We start from the raw sequence: 22,850 nt of genomic DNA on the forward strand, positions 1-22,850 counted from the left end.
AAGGGGGATGGACCGAATGGAAGGTTCAATTTTATCGTTACTGCCACCAGTGCTAGCGCTTGTTATGGTTATTTTAACGAGACGAGTTCTATTGTCACTAGGTGTCGGTATTATTGTCGGCGCACTGATGCTAAATGGATACAATCCAGTCGATAGTGTAGTCGAAATTGCTTCAATTGTAGGAGCTATATTTGTTGTAGATGGAGCCATCAATGATTGGGAACTTTATATTATCTTTTTCCTATTGTTACTTGGAATGATGGCAGCACTTGTTACTCGTTCTGGAGGTAGCCGTGCATTTGGTGAATGGGCAATGAAACGTGTAAAAACACGAGTAGGCGCTCAAATGGTTTCGGTTATTTTAGGTATTTTAATCTTTATAGACGATTACTTTAACAGCTTAACGGTTGGAAATGTCAGTCGTCCGCTAACCGACCGTCACCGTGTATCCCGTGCTAAACTTGCTTATCTAGTTGATTCTACCGCTGCTCCGATGTGTGTCATTGCACCCGTATCGAGTTGGGGTGCTTATATCATTACGATTATTGCAGGTATTCTTGCTACGCATGGCGTCACACAATACGAAGGTCTGCAAGCCTTTATGTTAATGGTCCCAATGAACATTTATGCACTAGTTGCGATTGGGTTAGTTTTAGCTGTTGTATTATTCAAGTTAGACTTTGGAGCAATGAGAGTCCATGAGGAACGCGCTTTAAAAACAGGAGAGCTTGTTGATCCTGAGTCAGGTGCAATCCCTGGAGACCAAGATGATGTTAAAGTTAGTGACAAAGGACGTGTAGGCGATCTTGTATGGCCGATCGTTGCTTTGGTTGTTGGTACCGTTGCATTCATGATTATTACGGGTATTCAAGCTAGTGAAGGTGCGGCAACAATCCTTTCGACCTTTGAAAATACAGATGTCGCAACATCACTATTATATGGTGGATTAATTGGTTTTGCTGTTGCTTTAGTGCTTAATCTCATAAAGAAGACTGAAGCACGTGATCTTGGCGCAACAATCTGGGCTGGGATTAAGTCCATGCTTCCAGCTATTTATATCTTACTATTCGCTTGGACGATCATTGCGATAATTGGTGATTTAGGAACAGGGCAATATCTTGCTTCTCTAGTCGATGGAAACATCCACCCAATGTTCTTGCCAGCGATTTTATTCTTAATTGCCGGTTTTGCTGCATTCTCAACTGGAACATCTTGGGGAACGTTTGGTTTGCTACTTCCGATTGCAGGAGAAATGGCTGCCGTTATTGATATTACGATGATGCTTCCGATGCTTGCAGCAGTTCTTGCTGGAGCGATTTTCGGAGATCATTGCTCACCTATCTCAGATACGACCATCCTCTCTTCTACAGGAGCAGGAAGTCATCATATTGACCACGTTGTTACGCAGCTTCCGTATGCGATTGTGGCAGCTGTGATTACGTTACTTTCCTATCTTGTACTTGGTGCAACTGGAAGTGTGATCTTAACATTGCTGACGGCATTCGTCTTACTTGTCATTACCGTTCTTATATTGAAAAAGCTCTCTACGCCGATTGAAGCGTAGCGAAAAGGCTTCTGCATCCTAGCAGAAGCCTTTTTTGGGTCTTATTACCTTCTTTTATGGATTGATTTAATAAAACCTTTAATAAATGTGACATTTTTCTTAAATTTATTTTGACAAACCCCAGGGTAATCATTATAATAAAAAAATGAATAGTCTGATAACTCTAAAGGTGGAGGGGTTGGAAAAAAACGATACTACCATACGTTGATGCGCTAAATAGACTTGTCGAAATAATTGTCAAATAATTTTGACAAAAAATATTTTTGTGTGGATACTATTTACAGAATTTTTAGAATATGATTTAAAGAACATAGTACACAACAGAGGGGAGTTATTGAAAATGGCTAGAGAGCAATGGGGGACTCGAGCAGGATTTATTTTAGCAGCAATTGGGTCAGCAGTCGGTTTAGGTAACATTTGGCGCTTTCCATATGTTGCATACGAAAACGGTGGAGGAGCATTCTTTTTACCTTATCTTTTTGCACTATTAACAGCGGGGATTCCGTTACTTATTATGGAGTTTACATTAGGTCATAAATACCGTGGATCTGCACCACTTTCTTATGCTCGTTTACACAAAAAAGCAGAATGGATTGGTTGGTGGCAAGTAGCGATTGCCTTTGTTATCTCAACTTACTACGCCGTTATTATCGCGTGGGCGATTGCTTATACGTACTTTGCATTCAATCAAAGTTGGGGCGAGGACACTGGTGGATTCTTAATGGGAGAATACCTTCAACGCATTGATCTATCAGGTGGAGCGCTTGGTGAAGTCGGCTCACTTGTACCAGGTGTATTCATTCCTTTATTAGTTGTTTGGGCAGTTACGCTAGGGGTTTTATTTAAAGGGGTTAAACGCGGAATTGAGATGGCTAACCGTATCTTCATTCCACTTTTAGTCGTAATGTTCTTATTAATTGTTATTCGTGCATTAACACTTGAAGGGGCATTAGTTGGTCTAGATGCATTCTTTGCGCCTAACTGGAGTGAGATTATGTCACCGGGTGTGTGGGTAGCCGCATACGGTCAGATATTCTTCAGTTTATCGATTGCCTTTGCAATCATGATCACCTACTCAAGTTACCTTGGGAAAAAATCAGATATTAACAACAATGCCTTTATTACAGGTTTTAGTAACTCGAGTTTTGAGTTGTTAGCAGGTATTGGGGTATTCGCAGCACTTGGGTTTATGGCAACAGCATCTGGGGTTGGTGTAGACGAAGTAGCAAGCGCAGGTATTGGTTTAGCCTTTGTCGTCTTCCCGGAAATCATTAATACATTCCCAGGTATGAATGGATTCTTCGGGGTCTTATTCTTCGGATCATTAGTGCTTGCTGGTCTTTCATCACTTATTTCAATTGTTGAAACATTTGTTGCAGGCATTCAAGACAAATTCAAGCTTTCTCGTACAAAAGCTGTTGCCTTTGGTGGAGGATTATCAGCTGTTATTTCTTTACTATTTGCTACACAGGGCGGACTTTTCTTCTTAGATACAGCTGATTACTTCATCAACCAGTTTGGTGTAGCATTAGCAGGTCTAGTATCTGTTATCGCTGTTTCTTGGTTCATTCGTAAGCTTCCTGAACTACAAGGTCATGCAAACGGTGTATCAGACTTTAAAACAGGTCTATGGTGGAAGGTTTGCTTGAGCATCATTACACCAATTGTTCTTGGGTACATGGCGATTCAGAATACGATTACCAATATTACTTCTAATTATGAAGACTACCCAACATCGTTAGTCGTAAGCTGGGGCTGGGTTGTTGCAATTGGAGCCATTGTGATCGGGTTTGTGTTTGCATCCTTTAAATGGCAAAAGAACGACTTAGATGTACCGGGAGATTCAAATGATAAAGGAGCTGATCTATAATGAGTGGAAGCGCAATTGTCATGATGGTTATTGGCATGCTAATCATTTGGGGCGGAATGGCTCTAAGTATTTTAAATGCAGTCAGAGTAGCAAAACAAAAGAAAGCATCATCTTAAACACAAACAAGGAGTCAGCATAATGCTGACTCCTTTATTTTTTCTTTTTGCGATCCTGATAGGCTTTTCGTTCCCATGACTTTAATGATGGAAACGGATCAAATGACCATTCTGTATATCCATTATCTCTGTACATCCCGTAGTGGAGGTGGGGTGGGAACTTACCTTGTGTGCCAGGCTTTCCGTATCCTGAACTCCCACAATACCCAATCACATCACCAGGTGAGACGATGCTTCCTTCTTCAATTCCTTTTTCGAAGCCACTTAAATGAGCATAATAATGGTAAATATTATCTAAGTCACGAATTCCAATACGCCATCCTCCGTACATATTCCAGCCTTTAACCTCAACTTTTCCATAAGCCGTTGCCCGGACAGGTACATTGTAACCAGCGAAAATATCCGTACCTTCATGTATACGTCTGCCACCCCAACCACGACGGTCTCCCCATGTGTTTTTATAACTGTAATTATGGTTAAGTGGAATAGGGAAAGCATGATCATCTAAATCAAGATTTCCAAAATGTTCATAAACGGTAGCGTGACCGTGGATGATTGAGACAGATTGTTCACGTTGGTAATAATCCCAAAGAGCAATCCTAAAATCTTCTTCATCAAATCCGTACTGCTCTAAATAGTTGGCAAATGTATAGAGTACATCCTCATCGTCGCTTAAACTTGCGATCCCATCACCGTTTCCGTCAAGTCCAACTCCATTAAAAAGGCTAATGGACAAAGGATTTGTATCTTCTTTATTCGGATTAATTGGTCCAGCCCACACTTCTGGCTCATAATAAATAGAGATTAATCCTTCTTCTCTTGGACGATCGCGTTGAGCTCGACGTAAGCCTCTCTCATATGTGTCAGCCGCAGCTAAGTAATACCAAGGGACTTGAGTCACTGTCTCCATTTTTTGATAAAGCTCCATACGTCCTTTAAAAATCTCTTCTTGGCTCAATTCTTCATTGTTAGCATGAGTGTGTTGTGGAGTGGAACTGATAATAATTAAGGTCAATAATAATAGTTGAATTGCTCGCTTCACTTTATTCCCTCCTCTAGGAATTCCCTTCTTCTCTAGTGTGCAAAGTTTTTGGAGAAAAATATGAGTGAATCAATGGAAATTTCGAGCGAGAGTTTGGTCATTTACGAATAATCATGATAAAGTATAGAAAGATAAATGCAGCGAGGTTTGTCGATTTTCGTATGCAGAATATGGGAAAGCGGATGGAGTGATGTAACGTGGCAAAAAAAGAAGAACATTTACGTAAGCCGGAGTGGCTAAAAATAAAGTTAAATACGAATGAAACGTACACAGGGTTAAAGAAAATGATGCGCGAGAAGAATCTACATACAGTTTGTGAAGAAGCGCGCTGTCCTAACATTCATGAATGCTGGGCAGTAAGAAAAACAGCAACCTTCATGATTCTAGGTGACGTTTGTACACGCGCATGTCGTTTCTGTGCTGTTAAGACAGGTCTTCCAACTGAACTTGACCTACAAGAGCCAGAACGTGTAGCGGACTCTGTTGAAATGATGGGGTTAAAGCATGCTGTTATTACAGCTGTTGCACGTGATGACTTAAAGGACGGTGGTGCGGCTGTATTTGCTGAAACTGTTCGTGCTATTCGTCGTAAAAGCCCGTTCTGTACAATCGAAGTTTTACCTTCTGATATGCTAGGTAATTTTGATAGCTTAAAAACATTAATGGATGCCAAACCAAATATTATGAACCACAATATTGAAACCGTTCGTCGTCTTTCACCGAGAGTTCGTGCACGTGCAACGTATGAGCGTACATTAGAATTCTTACGTCGTGCTAAAGAAATGAACCCAGAGATTCCAACGAAATCAAGCTTAATGATTGGACTTGGAGAGACAAGAGAAGAGATTATTGAAACAATGGATGATCTACGTGCAAATAACGTCGATATCATGACGATCGGTCAGTACTTACAACCAACGAAGAAGCACTTAAAGGTTCTAAAATACTACACACCAGAAGAATTTGCTGAGTTTAAGGAGATTGCTCTTGAAAAAGGCTTCAGCCACTGTGAGTCTGGTCCACTAGTTCGTTCATCTTATCATGCTGATGAGCAAGTAAACGCAGCACAAGTAAGAGAAGAAGCTAATAAAGTAGCTAAATCATAAAAAAGAGCGCCGCGGGTACCTCCCCCTGAAGTTAGAGTAGAAATCTAACTTTCGGGGGTTTTTTCTTTATGGAGACTAGAATGAACGTTGCGGAATACTACTCTAACTTGACAAGTCGGAATAGTGTGAATATTATTGAATCAATAGGAACTATTCATAAATATATACAATACTTGGGGGAATTAAGATGAGTGAAGAAAACCATTTTCGTCCTGAAACATTAGCGATACATGCTGGGCAAGAAATTGATCCTACAACATTTTCACGTGCCGTTCCTTTGTATCAAACAACCTCTTATGGATTTAAAGATACAGATCATGCGGCTAATTTATTTTCACTAAGTGAATTTGGAAACATTTATACTCGCCTGATGAACCCAACGACGGATGTATTTGAAAAACGTGTGGCAGCACTAGAAGGTGGGGCAGCCGCTCTTGCTACAGCTTCTGGACAAGCTGCTATTACATATTCAATTTTAAATATTGCCGAAGCAGGAGATGAAATTGTTTCTGCAGCGAGTCTTTACGGGGGGACATATAATTTATTTTCAACCACTTTGCCGAAGCTTGGGATTAAAGTGCATTTTGTCGACCCAACAGACCCTGCTAATTTCAAGGCTGCTATTACTGATAAAACAAAAGCGATCTATGCAGAAACAGTGGGAAATCCTAAGGGTGATGTATTAGATATTGAAGCTGTAGCAGCGATCGCTCATGATCACGACCTACCTCTAATTGTCGACAACACCTTCCCAAGTCCTTATTTACTACAACCAATTAAACATGGTGCTGATATAGTCGTTCACTCGGCCACGAAATTTATTGGGGGTCACGGGACATCAATTGGCGGTGTGATTGTCGATGGGGGTAAATTTGATTGGTCGAAAACGGATAAATATCCTGGTCTAACTACACCAGATCCAAGCTATAACGGGGTCGTTTATACAGAAGCAGTTGGACCGATTGCCTACATTATAAAAGCACGCGTTCAACTTTTACGAGATTTAGGAGCCGCCATTTCACCATTTAATTCTTTTTTATTGTTGCAAGGGTTAGAAACGTTGCACCTTCGTATGAAGCAGCATAGTGAAAATGCACTTGAAGTCGCAAAGTTTTTAGAGGCTCATCAGTCTGTAGATTGGGTATCCTACTCAGGTTTAGAGTCTCATCCTTCCTATGACTTAGCTCAAAAATACTTACCGAAAGGGAAAGGGGCCATTTTGACGTTTGGATTAAAAGGCGGGGTAGAAGCTGGTAAAAAGCTGATTCATTCTGTTGAATTATTTTCACATCTCGCTAATGTGGGCGATTCAAAATCACTTATTATCCACCCTGCGAGTACAACTCATCAGCAATTAACAGAAGAAGATCAACTAGCTGCAGGGGTTACACCTGGTATGATCCGTTTATCGATTGGAACAGAAGCAATAGAAGACATTTTAGAAGATCTTGGCCAAGCACTTGGAAAAAGCCAAGAATAAAAGAAAGGGCTGCCGATCAGGTCATTGACCTTGTGGCAGCTCCTTTTTTAGTAGGGGTGTTTTGTTGTTTGTGGCGGTATGTGCGGGATTTACCATTTTTGAGCGAATGGAGCGTCATTATGTGCGAAATAGGGATGGATATGTGCGCTATATCCTATATATGAGCGTAATTTCTCATATATGAGCGATTCGATTTTTTTATGAGCGAATCTGATATATATGAGCGGAATTCCGAAAAATTACCCTTATACTCCGCATGCCAAACCACTCGCCTCCGCTTTTCAGTGTCTAGCTTCATTGGCTCAGGTAGTCGGGCCGCTTCACTTTGACAAACGAAGCAAAAAGCGCTTCTAATTGTCAAACCTCCACCGTCCTCATACCTAAACGAGCCAATTCCGCTTTTCGATGTCTAGCTTCACGGCATTGTCCTTCGAGAAACTTTTGTGAGTCAAACGAAGTCAAAGAGCGACTTCTAATTGCCTCCCCTAAGTTTTCGAATGCCAGAACATGCCGTTCAGCCTTTCGATTAATCCATCAGTTTCTTTTGTTTTTGTTCCATGACGTTCATGTTATCGTCGGTTGATTCGTTGTATGCTCCTTGTGGTGATTGGCGCATTTCTTGGATGGTTTGCTTTAGTGAACCTTCTTGGTTACCTGCTGTAGTGGAGCCATTTTGGAAGCGTTCGATTTCTGCAAAATGATCATGGTCATCAGTAATATACACTTCGTAGTAACGAGGCACAACGGAGATTGCACTTCGTTTTACTTGGTCTGCTACATAATCGCGGTCGTTTGTATCGCAATCATAAGCAACAAGCACATATTTATCAGTAACTAAGGTTGCTGCCTCGCTTACCGTTTCATTTGTTAAAACCATACGAGATACCGTATCGGCAAGTTCAGTCCGGTCAAACATTGGAGTGGATTGCTGTTTTCCGTTGGCTTCAACTTGTTCTTTTTGGTATCTTGTATAGCCATAGCGGTTATATTCTGTGGATTGATTTTGTCCCATTCCCATCGGATAATAACCTTGATTTGTTTGCATTGGACCGTAATTTGGATTGGAAGTACGTTGCAACGATTGCTGCCCTACATCATTCATTTGACAGCCAGTCATAAGCATTAACGCTGCGACACCGGTAACCATCATTGATTTTTTTATCATAATTTTCATTCCCCCTCTATCTACAGAATGACCCAAAAAGGAACTTTTTACTGATAGAAAATGATGAGTACAAAGGATACTGTTGGCAGGCAATGATGTGGTATAATAAGGTATGAAAAGAGAGGTGAGCCCAGTGGTTCGCATTCAAGGAATGCAATATGAGATTGTTGATGATGTAAAGGAAGGCTGGAACGAAGAAGCCTTTAAGGCTCGTTACAGTGATGTTTTAAACAAATATGATTATATTGTAGGTGACTGGGGTTATAACCAGTTGCGTTTACGTGGTTTCTTTAGCGACCGCCATAAAAAATCTACGTTTGATACGAAGATCAGTACGTTACCTGATTATCTTTATGAATACTGTAATTTCGGTTGTGCTTATTTTGTATTAAGGAAAGTAAAGGAAAAAGACAAAGAAAAGTCTTCATCTGTACAAGCAGAGGGTGAAGAGTAAAAGGAGAGCCCTCGTGGGAAGGGCTCTCTAGTTTAAGTCGTCGTATAAGGTGGTTCCTCATTTTTATTAGGGTCATCGTGTGTAGGATGAGCACCTGGGTATTTACGAGGAAGGTTTTGGTGCAGTGATTTAAACTCATAATTGAAAGCGCTGTAATAGCGTTGTCCTGGCTTCCATGGCGTACTCTTATTTACAACTGGAGTATCTTTATTGATTGGAGAGCCGTATGGTCCTTCTGGTGTAATTTCCGGCAAAATGAAATTACGCATTGACTCAACGTTAGAGAAATCAGTATAATTTTCTGTTTCTTTATCACGTGAATTTGGCATAAAAAAACCACCTCCTATGGATTAGCTTTCCCCAAAAGAGATGGTTTTTACTATTAGACCACTTCGTATAAAAATGATCGTAATTCACTCGCATCCTCTTCACTGATTTGATAAGCATGCTCTAGATAACCAGGTTCGTCTAAGTCATCTGCTCCAATTATGGCGAAGCGATTAGATTGAACATCTAGGACAAGTTGTTTACCGTAGTAGCGAGAAGAATTAATAATGGCTAAATCAAAGCGCTGTGATTCGCCCATAAAGCTAACGAAACGAGTGCGTGTTTCTTCCACGTCATTATATAAATAAAATCGCTCAGACATCTATGAACCCCCCTATAGTACATGAGTTTTATTATCTAATCATACCATGACTGAAAAGGGAACGCGATTGTTAGTCGTTCATAACAAGATGTGGTTTATGGTCTAGATGGTGATGCGTTTTAATGTAGCGAACTGTTCTTGTTTTAGCGCGCATAACAATTGAATCAGTTTCAGCTAAGTCGCCGCCTAAAAAGCGTACGCCTTCAACAAGTTCACCCGAAGAAACGCCTGTTGCAGCGAATATTGCATCGTCACCACGTACAAGATCATTTAATTGCAATACTTGCCTTGGATCTTCTAGTCCCATTTTCTTGCAGCGTTCAAATTCTTCGTCATTCATAGGAACAAGACGGGCTTGCATATCGCCACCTAAAGCTTTAAGTGCAGCAGCTGAAATGACACCTTCTGGAGCGCCACCTGTGCCTACAAAAAGATCAATGCCTGTTTGAGGAAGGGCTGTAGCAATCGAAGCACCTACATCACCATCTCCAAAAAGTGTGACACGAGCACCTTTTTGACGAACACGTTCAATAAGTTCCGCGTGACGCTCACGTTCTTGAATAATGACGGTTACATCACGAACTCGTTTATTTGTCATTTTAGCGATGATGTCGATTGTTTTTTCAATCGGGTCATCTAAACGAACAAGGCCAGCTGCTTCCGGTCCAACAGCGATTTTTTCCATATACATATCGGGTGCATGTAGGAGAGTTCCCTTATCTGCAACGGCAATAACCGCCATCGCATTTGGGTGTCCCTTTGCTACAATACTCGTTCCTTCAAGAGGATCTACAGCGATGTCAACTTCAGGACCATGTCCACTACCGACTTCTTCGCCAATGTAGAGCATTGGTGCTTCATCAAGTTCTCCCTCACCAATGACGACGGTTCCTCTGCAGTTTACTGAATCAAACATGGTGCGCATTGCGCTTGTTGCAGCATCATCTGCTTCATTTTTTTTGCCACGTCCCATCCATTGAGATGAGGCTAAGGCTGCGGCTTCCGTTACACGGACGATTTCTAAGGCTAGTTCACGATCCAAGTTGTTTCTCCTCCAATTGTGTATCATAATATGTGTATTACGTTTGTTCGACAATCATTCAGGCCCTTGTCGAATCATGTACGTCCTTTATCATAACAAAAATGAGGTGAAGAATAAATCATTTCTTTTGATGTGTTTGTCTTTATCTTTGAAAATGATCGAATGTGTTATACTAATTGAAAAAAGAAGGTGCTTCAGATGTATTTTGTAAATCGTGAAAAAATTGAAGAAACACTTACATATATGGAATTAATGGTGGGCGAGTTAGATCAAAAGTGGGCATTAGAGACACTTAAGGACAAGCTTGCCTTTGAAAGATTGGCTACCGTTGTTATCGAGTCTATTATTGATGTCGGAAATAGCATGATTGATGGGTTTATCATGCGTGATCCTGGCAGCTATGAAGATATTGTAGAAATTCTTTTTGATGAAAAAGTGATTAAGGAAGAGGATGCTTTATCATTAAAGAAAGTTGTTAGTCTGAGAAAGCCTTTAGTTACCCACTATACGGCTATAAAACATGAGGAAGTCGCATTGGTTCTGAACCAAGAGTTAAACGCACTAACACATTTTTCTGCTAATGTTAGACGGTATTTACTAGAAGAACTTGGACCGGTATCTGCCTTTTTACCGGAATCAGAAAAATAGCGTCCTTATCACATAAATTTACAACGACTGAATCATCGCTTACAATAAGGTGAAGGATGGTGATGGTCATGAGTAATAATACCAACTCCACAAGACAAGTCATATTAGTTATGCTTAAAAAGAGCCATGAATTAACTGTTTCAGAGATGGCTCAGCAATTAGAGATTACTGAGATGGCTGTGCGTAGACACCTACAAGGGTTAGAAAAAGAAGGGTTGATCCATTCCAAGCTTGAAAGACAGCCGATGGGACGTCCTACACATAAATATTTTTTAACACTTCAGGGAGATGAAAGCTTTCCAAGGAACTACGGAAATCTCTCGCTTGAATTCTTACAAGATCTTGAAAAGATAAGTGGAACGGAAGTGATTGAGAAGTTATTTGAACAGCGTCGGGAGCGATTGCAACAAAAATACGGATCGACGGTCAACGGAGACTTTGATGAACGGGTTGAAACACTTGCACGTATTCAAAATGAAAATGGCTATATGGTGGAAGTTGAAAAAGAAGATGACGGCACCTACCGTTTTATTGAATATAATTGCCCGATCGCAAAAGTAGCTTCCGCTTATCCCATTGCCTGCAATTGTGAACAAAAACTTTTCAAAACATTGCTTAACACAGATGATATCGAGCGAGAAGAGTGTATGGCAAAAGAAAATACACCAAGTTGTGTGTATCGGCTGAAAGAAACGAAGTGAAAATCGTAAAGCAATAGCCACCTTCTTATAAGGTGGTTGTTTGTTTAGAAATGAGGGCAAAGTGAAGACGTATAAAGGGTTTTTAATTGATTTAGACGGCACAATGTATCGAGGGACTGAACCGATTCCTGAAGCGATTGATTTTGTGAAGAAGCTAGAGGAAAAAGGATATCCATATTTATTTGTTACCAATAACTCAACAAAAACACCTGATCAGGTGGCAGACGTCTTAGTGAAGATGGGAGTTCCTGCAACGACCGAACATATTTACACAACTAGTATGGCTTCTGCAAGTGTCATTACAGAAGAAAAAGAAAAGGCTCGCGTCTTGATGGTAGGAGAAGAAGGGCTAAGACAAAGTTTGCTTGACTATGGTCATCAAATTGTAGAAGCAGATCCTGATTATGTGGTGATGGGGTTAGACCGTGAGATTACGTATGATAAATTAGCAAGAGCAACACTTGCTGTTCGAAATGGAGCTACTTTTATCGCAACGAATGGGGACCGTTCCCTTCCTACAGAACGAGGGTTAATGCCAGGAGCGGGCTCGTTGATCTCAGTAGTCACGACATCTACTGGAATTAAGCCAACGTTTATTGGAAAGCCTGAGTCCATTATGATTGAACAAGCACTTGAGCGTATTGGTATTAGAAAAGAAGAGGCTTTAATGATTGGTGATAATTATGATACTGATATATTGGCGGGGATCCGTGCGAATGTTGATTCGCTGATGGTGCTTACAGGTGTAACAGAAGAAAAACATTTAAATGTCGTTGATGAAAAGCCAACGTATGTCATTAAGTCGTTGGCTGAATGGGTGATTAATTAAACGTTTGTTTAATAAGATTCATGCGATTGCATGAATCTTTTTTTTGAGCAATATGTACTAGATTCGACTGCCCCAAACGAATTGGAGTCGAATCTAAAGGTTAAGAGTGGTTACTCAACGTTAGCGGCCCGGTGTGCTAAACGACTTGAAGCTGCAGCTGCGATTGCCCCTACAATATCATCTAGGAATGTGTGGCACTTTCCACTTGATTTATCATTTAAATCCTTTAAGATTCCTGGTTTTAATTTATCGATGTATCCGTAGTTGGTAAACCCAATCGATCCATACACATTAACAATCGATAGCGCAATAATCTCATCAACACCGTATAAGCCCTCGTCACGAGCGATAATTCCTTGAAGCGGTTCTTCTAATTTTTTTTGCTCTGTTAACACATCGAGCTGAATACCCGTTAAAATCGCATTCTGAATTTCTCGCTTTCTGATCACTCGGTTGACATTATGAATACAATCATCCATGGATAAATTAGGGTGATACTTTTCTTGAAGGAAGTAAACGAGGTCAGCAATATCCTGAATGGTTACGCCGCGCTCTACTAAGGCTTGTCGTGCTCTTTCTTCTACTTCATCGTAATTCTTCTTCTCTTGCTTCTCTGACATAAAATCCCCTCCAGCGTTCATTCACCTTATCAACACTTGGCGTGGAGACAAAATGATTATTACTAGTCTACGGGAAAGATACACATTTTATGCAAATGGGTCATAGACTAGATAAAAGAAGCTGTAGGTAGGGAGGGAAGACTGTGTTTGAGCGGAATGTGTATGATCAATATGGATTATATTGTGATTCTCGGTTTGCTTTAGGTGACTATGAAGGATTTGAAGCTGGAGGAAAATCCTTTGTTTTTTTTCCAAAAGAAGAATGTGCTTCAAATGAACAAGAGATGCTTGATTATGCAGATTATTATCGTTCGATCGGTGATTCCACGATGTTGAATGTGACAAAAACAAAGCAAGGTGGAAATGTAGGATTAATAGACGGGCAGGAAGTTTATTTGTTTGAATTACCCCCTCAAGAAAGAAATGGAGGCCTTCACTTAGAGAGCAATTATGAAGTGGGAGAGCATTTGGCGACCATTCATTATTATGGCAAACAAATGCCGCTAACAAAACGGTCTCATGATTATTTTGGCCAGTGGCATAAATTGTGGGAAAAACGACTTGAGCAGCTAGAGGGTTGGTATCAACAGATTAGTTACGAGAAGCCAAGATCCTATGTAGATGAGGCCTTTTTGTATTCGTATCCTTATTTTATGGGGTTGAGTGAAAATGCGATCCAATATGCAGTCGACTCTCGGTTAGATGATCCGACGCATGACCAAGAAAAAGGGACGGTTTGTCATAGACGATTTACGGATCAGACATGGTTAGTTACCTCTACTCGTGGGGGGATTATAAAACGTCCTACTGAATTTGTGTATGACCATCCTTGTCGAGATATTGCTGAGTGGGTCAGACAAAAGCGCTACGATTTAACGGAATCAAGGAGTAGCCAGTGGGATGATATTCACTCATTTATTGAAGGGTATGAGCAATATGAACCTCTTTCCTCGTACGCGTGGAGACTTACTTATGCTCGATTACTCTTTCCAGTCCACTACTTTGAAACAATCGAAAATTACTATCGATCTCAAATTAATGAAGAAAAACAAGAGCATAGTCAAACCTTCTTTTCTTTAATTGAACACGAAGGAGCAAATGAAGAGTTTTTAAAAGGATTTTCTGAGATGGTACGAATTCCAAAAACATCATCACGCACCCCTAGTGTGGAATGGTTATAAATGAAAAACAAGATCATCTCACAACTTGAGGTGATCTTGTTTTTATTTAGAAATCTCTGTAACTCGTGGTTGTGTTATGATATATGAGAATTGTTAGAACATTTACAAAATACCCCTTGTTTTATCTGGTAATCCATCTTATAATGTCCTTTATACAAATACAAATGTTCTTTTTAGAGATACAGAACCAGATAGATGGATTGGAGTGGAGAAAAATGAAACAAGGAATCAATGTGGGACTGCTAGGACTCGGAACGGTAGGTACTGGTGTCATCTCAATTATTGAACAGCACCAACAAGAGCTGAAGCATCAAGTAGGCTGCGCAGTTAACGTGACTAAGGTGCTTGTTCGTGATCTTGATAAAAAGCGTGGCGTGACTGTAGATAACGACATATTAACAACTAACCCTGAAGATGTGTGCGCGAACCCTGATATTGATGTAGTCATTGAAGTAAGGGGTGGAGTGGATGAAACGAAAGAACAACTCATCCAAGCGCTAGAGCATAAGAAGCATGTCGTGACAGCCAATAAAGATTTAATGGCATTGCACGGGGCAGAACTTCTACATGTTGCCTCCAAAAATGGCTGTGATTTATTTTATGAAGCAAGTGTAGCAGGTGGGATTCCGATTTTACGAAGCTTAGTCGACGGTTTGGCTTCTGATCGAATCACTAAAATGATGGGGATCGTCAATGGAACTACTAATTATATTCTTACAAAAATGTCTCAAGAAGGTAGCTCATACTTAGATGTGCTAGCACAGGCGCAAGACTTAGGATTTGCAGAAAGTGACCCTACCTCGGATGTCGAAGGTCTAGATGCTGCTCGTAAAATGGCTATTTTAGCGACACTTGGCTTTTCGATGGATGTAAAGCTAGATGATGTGTCAGTTAAAGGGATCTCTTCTGTGACAGACCGTGATTTACATTATTGTGAGCAGCTAGGATACACGATGAAACTGATCGGCTTAGCTAAGCGAGATGATGATCGAATTGAAGTGAGTGTAGGACCAACATTATTACCTAATGAACATCCTCTAGCATCTGTACATAATGAGTACAATGCAGTATATGTGTATGGGGAAGCAGTTGGAGAAACGATGTTTTATGGGCCAGGAGCAGGTTCTCTGCCTACAGCAACAGCGGTTGTATCCGATTTAGTAACGATCATGAAAAATATGCGCCTTGGTGTGAATGGTCATGCTGTTAACGCACCGCTTCACGAGAAGGTGTTAAAAGAGAACAAAGAGATTGATTCGAAATACTTTTTGCGAATGAGAGTAACCGATAAAGCAGGGACATTCTCAGCGATCACTTCTTTATTTGCGGAATATGAAGTGAGTTTTGAAAAGCTATTACAACTACCGCTTGAAGGGGTAGAGGAAGCAGAAGTTATTGTGATTACACATCATACAAGCAAGGAAAATTACCAAGAATTATATGACCGATTGCAAGCATTAGAAGTAGTAGAAAACGTTGAGAGCAGTTACCGTGTCGAAGGGGGACAATAAAAATGAGTAAATGGAACGGATTACTTCATGAATATAAAGAATTTTTACCGGTGAATGAAAAAACACCGCTATTATCACTACGAGAAGGCAACACACCATTGATCCCTCTTGAACATCTTTCAAAAGAGTGGGGAGTCGATCTCTATGTAAAAGTAGAAGGTGCAAACCCTACAGGTTCTTTTAAAGATCGCGGCATGGTGATGGCAGTAGCTAAAGCGAAAGAAGAAGGCAGTGACACAATCATTTGTGCATCAACTGGTAATACATCTGCAGCAGCGGCGGCTTACGGAGCGCGTGCTGGCATGAGGTGTATAGTGGTCATTCCTGAGGGAAAGATTGCCCTTGGAAAGCTGGCTCAGGCTGTTATGTATGGTGCTGAGGTAATAGAAATTCAAGGGAATTTTGACCATGCGCTTGAAATCGTTCGTTCGATTAGTGAAACGGAGCCTATTACCCTTGTAAATTCTGTTAACCCTTATCGAATTGAAGGACAAAAGACGGCGGCTTTTGAAGTGTGTGACGCACTAGGGCAAGCTCCAGATGTACTGGCGATTCCTGTAGGTAATGCAGGTAATATTACAGCGTATTGGAAAGGGTTCAACGAATATAATGAGAAAAAAGGTACAGGTCTTCCTGAAATGCGTGGGTTTGAAGCTGAAGGTGCTGCGGCAATTGTACGCGATGAGATCATCGAGGATCCTGAAACGATTGCCACTGCAATCCGTATTGGAAATCCAGCTAGCTGGTCACAGGCAGTGAGCGCAGCCAAAGATTCCAATGGTGCCATTGATTATGTAACAGATGAAGAAATCCTAGAAGCCTATCAATTATTGGCTCAGCGTGAAGGTGTATTTGCAGAACCTGCTTCATGTGCCTCATTGGCTGGCGTCAAAAAACAATTGGCATCAGGTGAATTAAAGAAAGGTGCAAAAATTGTCTGTGTACTAACTGGAAATGGCTTAAAAGATCCAAGTACAGCTATGGATACAGTGACTGTTAAACCTACAGTTCTCCCGAATGAAAAAGATGTCTTTCTTTCTCATATTAAGGGAGGGGTTACGCTGTGAGTTTAGAGCCTTTTATGATTACTGTACCAGGCAGCACAGCAAACCTTGGTCCAGGATTTGATTCTGTGGGACTTGCGGTTGATCGCTATTTAAACTTGGTTGTCAAACCAGCTGAGGTATGGTCCTTTTCTTCCGACTCTCCAGATTTAGTAGGGATACCGAGTGGTGAGGAAAACTTAATTTGCAGAGTAGCTAATCATGTTGCAAAGACATTTGATTATCAGCTTTCTCCATGTGAAGTAGAGATGACAAGTGATATTCCATTAACAAGAGGTCTTGGCAGCAGTGCTGCTGCGATTGTTGCTGGAATTGAACTTGCTAATCAACAAATGGGAAATCGTCTATCTCCACAAGAAAAAGTTCGCCTAGCCAGCTTATGGGAAGGTCACCCTGATAATGTCGCTGCGTCGGTTTACGGAGGGCTTGTCATTGGAACTCACACTGTGGATTCTACTCATGTTCTATATGGCGGTGTTCCTAACCTAGATCTTGTATTGGTGATCCCTAGACATGAATTGTTAACTAAAAAGGCAAGAGGAGTTTTACCTGAAACTCTTCCTTTTAAACAAGCTGTTAGAGGGAGTGGGGTAGCGAATGTTCTTGTCGCAGCTTTGTTACAAGGTGAATTTGAGTTAGCAGGAGAAATGATGGGTTCTGATGTATTCCATCATCCTTATCGTGGTGAACTCGTTCCTCATTTAGAGGAAGTGATCCATGTAGTGAATGAAGAGACGCAAGCGTATGGAGCAGCTTTAAGTGGGGCAGGTCCAACCATCTTCTGTCTTGCACCTCTTCATCAAGGTGATTCAGTTAAAAAAGTACTTGAAAGCCGTTTTCCAGAGTTTGATGTAGATGTATTAGCGCCTGCAAAACATGGCATCCAAGTGAAAGTACCAAGCTTTTTAAAAGAAGCTTAAATGAATAGATCAAGCAATATCGGGCAAACCAGTACCATCATGAAAAAAAGGAGTGTCCGAACATGCTTGATGTCAATCAGTTACATGAGGGACAACAAGTGTATGTGATTTATCGCAATCCACATACACCAACAGTCTCAGCTATTCAAGAGGCGACAATCGCATTTGATCCAATGAATCCTGGACAAATGTCGCTTGTATTATTTGATTATTATCATCCGATTGAAGAAGATGATGCAATCTTCTCCTCTTATGAAGAAGCAGAGGCATCGTTTGATGAATATATGATGTAATAATAAGAAAAAAAGCCCGCGTAAGCGGGCTTTTTAATATGGCTTAGTATCGATAACAATCGATACTCATTTCAAAAATTAAAATACTTGTTCGATCTCTTTAACTCCGGGAACTTCCTCAAGAAGAGCACGTTCAATCCCTGCTTTTAGCGTAATAGTCGAACTTGGGCAAGAACCACACGCACCAAGAAGACGAACTTTAACAATTCCATCCTCTACATCTACAAGTTCAACGTCCCCACCATCACGAAGCAAGAAAGGACGAAGCTTTTCTAATACTTCCTGTACTTGCTCAACCATTTCAGTACTTGTTGCCATTATTAACAACCCCTTTCTACTCTATATTATAATAGCCAACGCAAAAAAAATCCATGAATCTGCAATGATCATTTAAAACTAGGCTAAATATTTTATTTTACATAAGATACTCCAATAAGTGTATATTTTGTTTAAGTTATGTATAATGTATTTACATGATGTAGGGGAGTGTGGTAGGGATGAGGGCGGTAATGATTACGGGGGCCACTTCAGGGATTGGAAGAGCAGCCGTTCATCGGTTTGCAAAAGAAGGCGATCACGTCATTGCTGTGGGAAGATCTCAAACTAAGGGGATGCAATTACTTCAAGAAAGTGATTCGAATGGTTACATAGGGTGTGTTGATTTCTTTCAAGCGAATATAGCGAATGAAACAGAAGTCATTCAGCTTTATAAAGAGCTTTCAATGACATTTAGCTCAATCGATGTCTTAGTCAATAATGTCGGGATTGCAACACCTGCAGCTGGGGCACTAGAGAGAATTACAGAAGATGAGTGGCATAAATTAGTTAATACGAATGTAGAAGCGACATTATGGATGATGAAGCATGGAATCAAACATATGGACCGTAAAAAAGGAGCATCGATCATAAACCTTGCTGCTACAGTTGGCGTCACTACTCATCCGCCGGCATTAGCTGCTTATAGTGCCTCAAAAGCAGCACTTGTGGCATTAACAAAATCATTAGCTAGTCGGTACGCCAAACAGGGTATTCGAATAAATGCGATATCACCGGAACTCGTAGATACCCCGCTTGCTCATTGGCTTTATGGTGGGAAAAAGGCTTTTGAATGCGCAAATTCTAAGCATCCAAGAGGAATAGGGGCAGCACCTGATGAAATAGCATCTATTATTTATTTTCTAGCTTCAAAAGATGCTTCCTATATAATTGGACATAATCTGATTGCTGATGGCGGTCTTTCTCTAAAGTAGATTGATCTTATTGCACGGTTTCATATATGCTTGTTTTAAAGAAGAGGAGAGGTGCTTTTGATGAGAGAGATCAAGCTAGTTGTGTACGGAGGAGAGGAAAAATGTGCAAGCTGCATTAATTTACCAACTGCTTATGAAACAAAAGAATGGTTAGAAGCTGCTTTATCGAGAAAGTTTGAAGATCATAAAGTAGAAGTAGATTATATTGACATTCATGGCAACTTTGATGAATCTCACCGCTCCTATGTACAAGGCATTCTTGATGATGAATACTTTTATCCATTGATTGTGTTCAATGATGAAGTAGTAGGTGAAGGCAATCCTAGATTAAAGACAATTTACGAAAAAATTGAAGCGAGCATTTGAGGTTTTGGAATCGGAGGAGGAGCTGGTGGGGCGTGTGGGGGCGTGTTTCGCACATAAGAGTAGAGGATTATGGTCGTTCGCACATTTATTGCAAATGGCGCACATAAAAGGCAGCTTTACGATCATATTTCGATTATTTCGCACATACCCCTGGCAATATCGCACATAACCCAGATTTTACGCACATATCAAAAAAGGGCTACTGCAAATGCAGTAGGCCTTTCGCTTTTCCTGTCTAGCTTCGGCTCGTTGTCCTGCGGGAAATAACGGTGCATCGAATGAAGGTATAAAGCACCTTCATATCGCTCCTCCTTATATTTCCGCATGCCAGCCCACTCACCTACGCTTTTCCTGTCTAGCTTCGGCTCGTTGTCCTGCGGGAAATAACGGTGCATCGAATGAAGGTATAAAGCACCTTCATATCGCTCCTCCTTATATTTCCGCATGCCAGCCCACTCACCTACGCTTTTCTTGTCTAGCTTCAGGGCTCAGGTCATCGGTCGCTTCACTTTGTCTAACGAAGCAAAAAGCGCTTCTTATTGCCAAAGCTCCACCGTCCTCATACCTGAACGAGCCCTTCTGCTTTTCTTACGACCCGGAGTGGTGTTTGTACATCCATAAGACGCCGCTTTTTAGGACGCGTGGTACGCGGCCGAGCAGGGTGCGCTCGCCCATAAGTCCGAAGCCATGTTTTTTACCGAGTGATCCAAGAACGCCTTTAAGCTTGATGCGAGGGAGTTCTTCTGGAAGTGGTTCATTGTTCCATTGTTTCTTTAGGATCGTTACAATTTGTTCCGCTTGTCCTTCCGCCAGCTGTGCGCTTGGAGCGTGCGGAAGGCTCGCACAGTCACCTACGACAAAAACATTTTCATCGGTTGGTAGGAAGTGTTGAGGTGTTAAGACAACACGGCCTTGTTGATCTTTTTCAACATCTAAGTTACGTACGACTTCAACGGGTTGGATACCGGCTGTCCAGATAACAGCATCACTTTCAATACGTTGATCGTGATTATAAAGAGCACTTTCATCAACCTTTGTAATATTTGATTTGTTGATCACTTCGACACCGTGGTCAATGAACCAATTTTGTACATACGTACTTAAGCGACGAGGAAACATGGAAAGGATGATCTCGCCACGGTCAAATAATTTAATGGTTAAATCGGGGCGGCTTTCACGAAGTTCACTGGCAAGTTCAACTCCGCTTAATCCTGCACCAACAATTGAGACTACTCCTTCAGGACGAACGTTGTTCAAAGCTTCATATGTGCGTCTTGTAGCTCCCATTGTTTGAATGCCATACGTATACTCAGGTGCACCAGGCACACCATGGTATTTATCTTCACAACCAAGACCAATAATCAACGTATCATAAGGAACGAATTCTCCATTGCTTAATTCAACCGTTTTTTCTTCTAAATGAATTTCAGTGATCGTCTCGTATTTAATGTTCAAACGAGAGTCTTCTGGGAATTGGACACGTAAATGATGGTCGGCAGCGGTTCCTGCTGCGAGTGCATAGTATTCAGTCTTTAAACAGTGATAAGGTAGTCGGTCAATCAACGTAATCTCAACGTCTTCTGGTAGGTCGTTAGGTAAAAGGCGTTGCATAACCCGCATTCCACCGTAACCAGCACCTAAAATGACAAGTTTTTTCATAAGTGAATGTCTCCTTTGTTCCGTAATAGCTTCCAAGCTTGCATGGATCAACGCCATGACTTTATTGACTAGCTGAGCCTTTGTTGGTTCGTTAGCAAATGTTTGTAAACCATATGAAACATGACTATTGATAATGTGACTCCATGTCTTAATAGGGATCGGTGAGTGAATATCGCCTTTTTCCTCTGCTTGTGTTAATAGTATTTCCCAATGAGGAAGAAGGGATTGCTCATCTTCAATGACATGCTTCCAAATCTGAGTTGTAAGCTTAGGGTGTATGTCATAATCGCTTAAAATAAATTGTAAGTAGGAGCGAATGCGCACAACTAAAGGAAGCCTTCTTAAATGATTTTGTTCAATATAAGGAAGAGCAGCTTGTATGCGCTCATTTGCAAGCGATTGCATGATCGATTCTTTTGTAGGAAAATAATTAAAGAACGTGCCTTTAGCGACATTAGCTGCTTTTGTTATTTCTAAAACAGTCGTATGGGAAAACCCTTTTTCAAGAAATAATTCTCTGGCTGCCTGTTCGATTCTTATCTTAGTTTGTTCTTTCTTTGCTTTTTCGCTCATGTCGTCGCTCCTTAAAAATGACCCTGGTCAGTTTTGATTATAACGACTTATACGATAAATAACAACAAATTTGTGAATTTTTTTAGAGGTTGAAGGAAGTAAATTTCTTAAGAATTGCTAAGGGAGAGGATTGACTTATAAGGAGCTTGCGCGTAGGATTATAGACAAGAAATTTGAGGTGAAAGTGATGCGTCCTATTATCGAATTTTGTTTAAGTAACTTAGCAAGTGGCACGCAAAAAGCGATGGAAGAGCTAGAGCGTGATCCCAATTTAGATATTATTGAGTATGGCTGTCTCGGAAATTGTGGAAGCTGTGCTGTTACTCCTTTTGCACTTGTAAATGGAGAATATATATCAGGTGAAACAAATGAAGAATTAGTAGAAAATATTTATAATTACTTAGAAGAAAATCCAATGTTCTAATAGTAGGCTTCTAGTCATTCTAGAAGCTTCTTTTGTACATATAACCTTCTATCTATATAAAAAAGGATGATGTTGAATGGATGTGATTCCGTTTCAAAATACCTTGCCTTATGAACGGCAGTTTGAGGATATTTATATAAGTACATGTCCGTTCTGTGACTCTGAGCAAGTGTTAACGAATATGAAAGCACGTGATTATAAACAGGCAAAAGATGGTGTGAAGACCCATCTTATTATGCCTTGTTGCCATAGTAAGATTACGATTTTAGAAGCAGATGAAGACTATTTTTGGGCGGATGAAAAATTAAGGAAATGAGGCGTGA

At 40.7% G+C, this 22,850-nt stretch carries 26 protein-coding genes and 2 pseudogenes; 18 read left to right on the top strand and 10 right to left on the bottom strand.

Features of this window, described 5'->3' with window-relative positions; translation table 11 throughout:
• Positions 1 to 16 precede the first annotated feature (16 nt).
• The 3 genes from AB3N04_RS14210 (at position 17) to AB3N04_RS14220 (ending at position 3,550) form a co-directional block, all read left to right on the top strand.
• Positions 17 to 1,564 (top strand): Na+/H+ antiporter NhaC family protein, encoded by a 1,548-nt coding sequence (locus tag AB3N04_RS14210; protein WP_368503380.1) that lies wholly within the window; start codon positions 17 to 19, stop codon positions 1,562 to 1,564.
• A gap of 340 nt (positions 1,565 to 1,904) precedes the next feature.
• The gene (locus AB3N04_RS14215) at positions 1,905 to 3,434 is read left to right on the top strand and encodes a sodium-dependent transporter (protein WP_368503381.1); all 1,530 of its coding nucleotides are present in this window, start codon (positions 1,905 to 1,907) and stop codon (positions 3,432 to 3,434) included.
• A complete protein-coding gene (locus AB3N04_RS14220) occupies positions 3,434 to 3,550 on the top strand; it encodes a methionine/alanine import family NSS transporter small subunit (protein ID WP_368503382.1) in 117 nt (38 codons plus the stop codon). The genes AB3N04_RS14215 and AB3N04_RS14220 overlap by 1 nt, the downstream gene beginning before the upstream one ends.
• A 34-nt stretch (positions 3,551 to 3,584) precedes the next feature.
• Here AB3N04_RS14220 and AB3N04_RS14225 read toward each other — a convergent pair whose 3' ends face one another.
• A complete protein-coding gene (locus tag AB3N04_RS14225) occupies positions 3,585 to 4,592 on the bottom strand; it encodes a M23 family metallopeptidase (protein WP_368503383.1) in 1,008 nt (335 codons plus the stop codon).
• A 197-nt stretch (positions 4,593 to 4,789) separates the two neighbouring features.
• Between AB3N04_RS14225 and lipA the strand changes: the two genes are divergently transcribed.
• The gene (gene lipA / locus AB3N04_RS14230; RefSeq protein ID WP_317121402.1) at positions 4,790 to 5,698 is read left to right on the top strand and encodes a lipoyl synthase; all 909 of its coding nucleotides are present in this window, start codon (positions 4,790 to 4,792) and stop codon (positions 5,696 to 5,698) included.
• Between the two features lie 187 nt (positions 5,699 to 5,885).
• Positions 5,886 to 7,178, top strand: coding sequence for a homocysteine synthase (locus AB3N04_RS14235; RefSeq protein WP_368503384.1), 1,293 nt, complete (start codon positions 5,886 to 5,888; stop codon positions 7,176 to 7,178).
• A gap of 526 nt (positions 7,179 to 7,704) precedes the next feature.
• Here AB3N04_RS14235 and AB3N04_RS14240 read toward each other — a convergent pair.
• Complete coding sequence (locus AB3N04_RS14240; protein ID WP_047973449.1) at positions 7,705 to 8,343, bottom strand: YhcN/YlaJ family sporulation lipoprotein; 639 nt, start codon at positions 8,341 to 8,343, stop codon at positions 7,705 to 7,707.
• A 133-nt stretch (positions 8,344 to 8,476) separates the two neighbouring features.
• Here AB3N04_RS14240 and AB3N04_RS14245 point away from each other — a divergent pair, with 133 nt between their 5' ends.
• Complete coding sequence (locus AB3N04_RS14245) at positions 8,477 to 8,797, top strand: YutD family protein (RefSeq protein ID WP_317121399.1); 321 nt, start codon at positions 8,477 to 8,479, stop codon at positions 8,795 to 8,797.
• Positions 8,798 to 8,829: 32 nt separating this feature from the next.
• On the opposite strand, the gene AB3N04_RS14250 is transcribed toward AB3N04_RS14245, so the two are convergent.
• The 3 genes from AB3N04_RS14250 to glpX form a co-directional block, all read right to left on the bottom strand.
• Positions 8,830 to 9,126 (bottom strand): hypothetical protein, encoded by a 297-nt coding sequence (locus tag AB3N04_RS14250; protein ID WP_047973447.1) that lies wholly within the window; start codon positions 9,124 to 9,126, stop codon positions 8,830 to 8,832.
• Between the two features lie 53 nt (positions 9,127 to 9,179).
• A complete protein-coding gene (locus AB3N04_RS14255) occupies positions 9,180 to 9,446 on the bottom strand; it encodes a DUF3055 domain-containing protein (protein ID WP_047973446.1) in 267 nt (88 codons plus the stop codon).
• A gap of 70 nt (positions 9,447 to 9,516) precedes the next feature.
• Positions 9,517 to 10,488, bottom strand: coding sequence for a class II fructose-bisphosphatase (glpX, locus tag AB3N04_RS14260; protein WP_047973445.1), 972 nt, complete (start codon positions 10,486 to 10,488; stop codon positions 9,517 to 9,519).
• Positions 10,489 to 10,686: 198 nt separating this feature from the next.
• Between glpX and AB3N04_RS14265 the strand changes: the two genes are divergently transcribed.
• The 3 genes from AB3N04_RS14265 (at position 10,687) to AB3N04_RS14275 (ending at position 12,666) form a co-directional block, all read left to right on the top strand.
• Positions 10,687 to 11,136 carry a DUF86 domain-containing protein gene (locus AB3N04_RS14265; protein ID WP_368503385.1) on the top strand — a complete coding sequence of 150 codons (450 nt, stop codon included), beginning with the start codon at positions 10,687 to 10,689 and terminating at the stop codon, positions 11,134 to 11,136.
• Between the two features lie 68 nt (positions 11,137 to 11,204).
• Positions 11,205 to 11,837, top strand: coding sequence for a helix-turn-helix transcriptional regulator (locus AB3N04_RS14270; RefSeq protein WP_368503386.1), 633 nt, complete (start codon positions 11,205 to 11,207; stop codon positions 11,835 to 11,837).
• A gap of 103 nt (positions 11,838 to 11,940) precedes the next feature.
• A complete protein-coding gene (locus AB3N04_RS14275; protein WP_368506062.1) occupies positions 11,941 to 12,666 on the top strand; it encodes a TIGR01457 family HAD-type hydrolase in 726 nt (241 codons plus the stop codon).
• A gap of 110 nt (positions 12,667 to 12,776) precedes the next feature.
• Here the strand turns inward: AB3N04_RS14275 and AB3N04_RS14280 are convergent, their stop codons facing one another.
• Positions 12,777 to 13,286, bottom strand: coding sequence for a phosphatidylglycerophosphatase A (locus AB3N04_RS14280; protein WP_368503387.1), 510 nt, complete (start codon positions 13,284 to 13,286; stop codon positions 12,777 to 12,779).
• 143 nt (positions 13,287 to 13,429) lie between these two features.
• Between AB3N04_RS14280 and yutH the strand changes: the two genes are divergently transcribed.
• The 5 genes from yutH to AB3N04_RS14305 all read left to right on the top strand — a co-directional run bounded on the left by yutH (position 13,430) and on the right by AB3N04_RS14305 (position 18,255).
• A complete protein-coding gene (gene yutH / locus AB3N04_RS14285) occupies positions 13,430 to 14,467 on the top strand; it encodes a spore coat putative kinase YutH (RefSeq protein WP_368503388.1) in 1,038 nt (345 codons plus the stop codon).
• Positions 14,468 to 14,682: 215 nt separating this feature from the next.
• Positions 14,683 to 15,978, top strand: coding sequence for a homoserine dehydrogenase (locus AB3N04_RS14290; protein WP_368503389.1), 1,296 nt, complete (start codon positions 14,683 to 14,685; stop codon positions 15,976 to 15,978).
• Between the two features lie 2 nt (positions 15,979 to 15,980).
• A complete protein-coding gene (thrC, locus tag AB3N04_RS14295) occupies positions 15,981 to 17,045 on the top strand; it encodes a threonine synthase (RefSeq protein ID WP_368503390.1) in 1,065 nt (354 codons plus the stop codon).
• Positions 17,042 to 17,962: a homoserine kinase gene (gene thrB, locus AB3N04_RS14300; RefSeq protein WP_368503391.1), complete on the top strand. Its 921-nt coding sequence runs from the start codon at positions 17,042 to 17,044 to the stop codon at positions 17,960 to 17,962. Before thrC ends, thrB begins: the two co-directional genes overlap by 4 nt.
• 62 nt (positions 17,963 to 18,024) lie before the next feature.
• Entirely contained in the window at positions 18,025 to 18,255 is a 231-nt protein-coding gene (locus AB3N04_RS14305) for a transcriptional regulator SplA domain-containing protein (RefSeq protein WP_317121390.1), read from the top strand.
• A gap of 78 nt (positions 18,256 to 18,333) precedes the next feature.
• Here the strand turns inward: AB3N04_RS14305 and AB3N04_RS14310 are convergent.
• Positions 18,334 to 18,628, bottom strand: a pseudogene (locus AB3N04_RS14310) (NifU family protein).
• A 124-nt stretch (positions 18,629 to 18,752) separates the two neighbouring features.
• Here AB3N04_RS14310 and AB3N04_RS14315 point away from each other — a divergent pair.
• On the top strand, positions 18,753 to 19,505 hold the full coding sequence (locus tag AB3N04_RS14315) for an SDR family NAD(P)-dependent oxidoreductase (protein ID WP_368503392.1): 753 nt from the start codon (positions 18,753 to 18,755) through the stop codon (positions 19,503 to 19,505).
• 60 nt (positions 19,506 to 19,565) lie between these two features.
• The gene (locus AB3N04_RS14320) at positions 19,566 to 19,871 is read left to right on the top strand and encodes a YuzD family protein (protein WP_368503393.1); all 306 of its coding nucleotides are present in this window, start codon (positions 19,566 to 19,568) and stop codon (positions 19,869 to 19,871) included.
• A gap of 188 nt (positions 19,872 to 20,059) precedes the next feature.
• Here the strand turns inward: AB3N04_RS14320 and AB3N04_RS14325 are convergent, their stop codons facing one another.
• The 3 genes and pseudogenes from AB3N04_RS14325 to AB3N04_RS14335 all read right to left on the bottom strand — a co-directional run.
• Positions 20,060 to 20,317, bottom strand: coding sequence for a hypothetical protein (locus tag AB3N04_RS14325; protein ID WP_368503394.1), 258 nt, complete (start codon positions 20,315 to 20,317; stop codon positions 20,060 to 20,062).
• A 142-nt stretch (positions 20,318 to 20,459) separates the two neighbouring features.
• A complete protein-coding gene (locus AB3N04_RS14330) occupies positions 20,460 to 21,530 on the bottom strand; it encodes an NAD(P)/FAD-dependent oxidoreductase (protein WP_368506063.1) in 1,071 nt (356 codons plus the stop codon).
• A 459-nt stretch (positions 21,531 to 21,989) separates the two neighbouring features.
• Positions 21,990 to 22,103, bottom strand: a pseudogene (locus AB3N04_RS14335) (TetR/AcrR family transcriptional regulator); the annotation flags it as partial.
• A gap of 187 nt (positions 22,104 to 22,290) precedes the next feature.
• On the opposite strand from AB3N04_RS14335, the gene AB3N04_RS14340 reads away from it, so the two are divergent.
• Both AB3N04_RS14340 and AB3N04_RS14345 read left to right on the top strand, forming a co-directional pair.
• Entirely contained in the window at positions 22,291 to 22,527 is a 237-nt protein-coding gene (locus tag AB3N04_RS14340; RefSeq protein ID WP_047973185.1) for a YuzB family protein, read from the top strand.
• 76 nt (positions 22,528 to 22,603) lie between these two features.
• A complete protein-coding gene (locus AB3N04_RS14345; protein ID WP_198530577.1) occupies positions 22,604 to 22,843 on the top strand; it encodes a hypothetical protein in 240 nt (79 codons plus the stop codon).
• Positions 22,844 to 22,850 lie beyond the last annotated feature (7 nt).

The sequence above is a fragment of the Alkalihalophilus sp. As8PL genome (genome assembly GCF_040939795.1).
Lineage (GTDB): Bacteria > Bacillota > Bacilli > Bacillales > Bacillaceae_D > Alkalihalophilus > Alkalihalophilus lindianensis.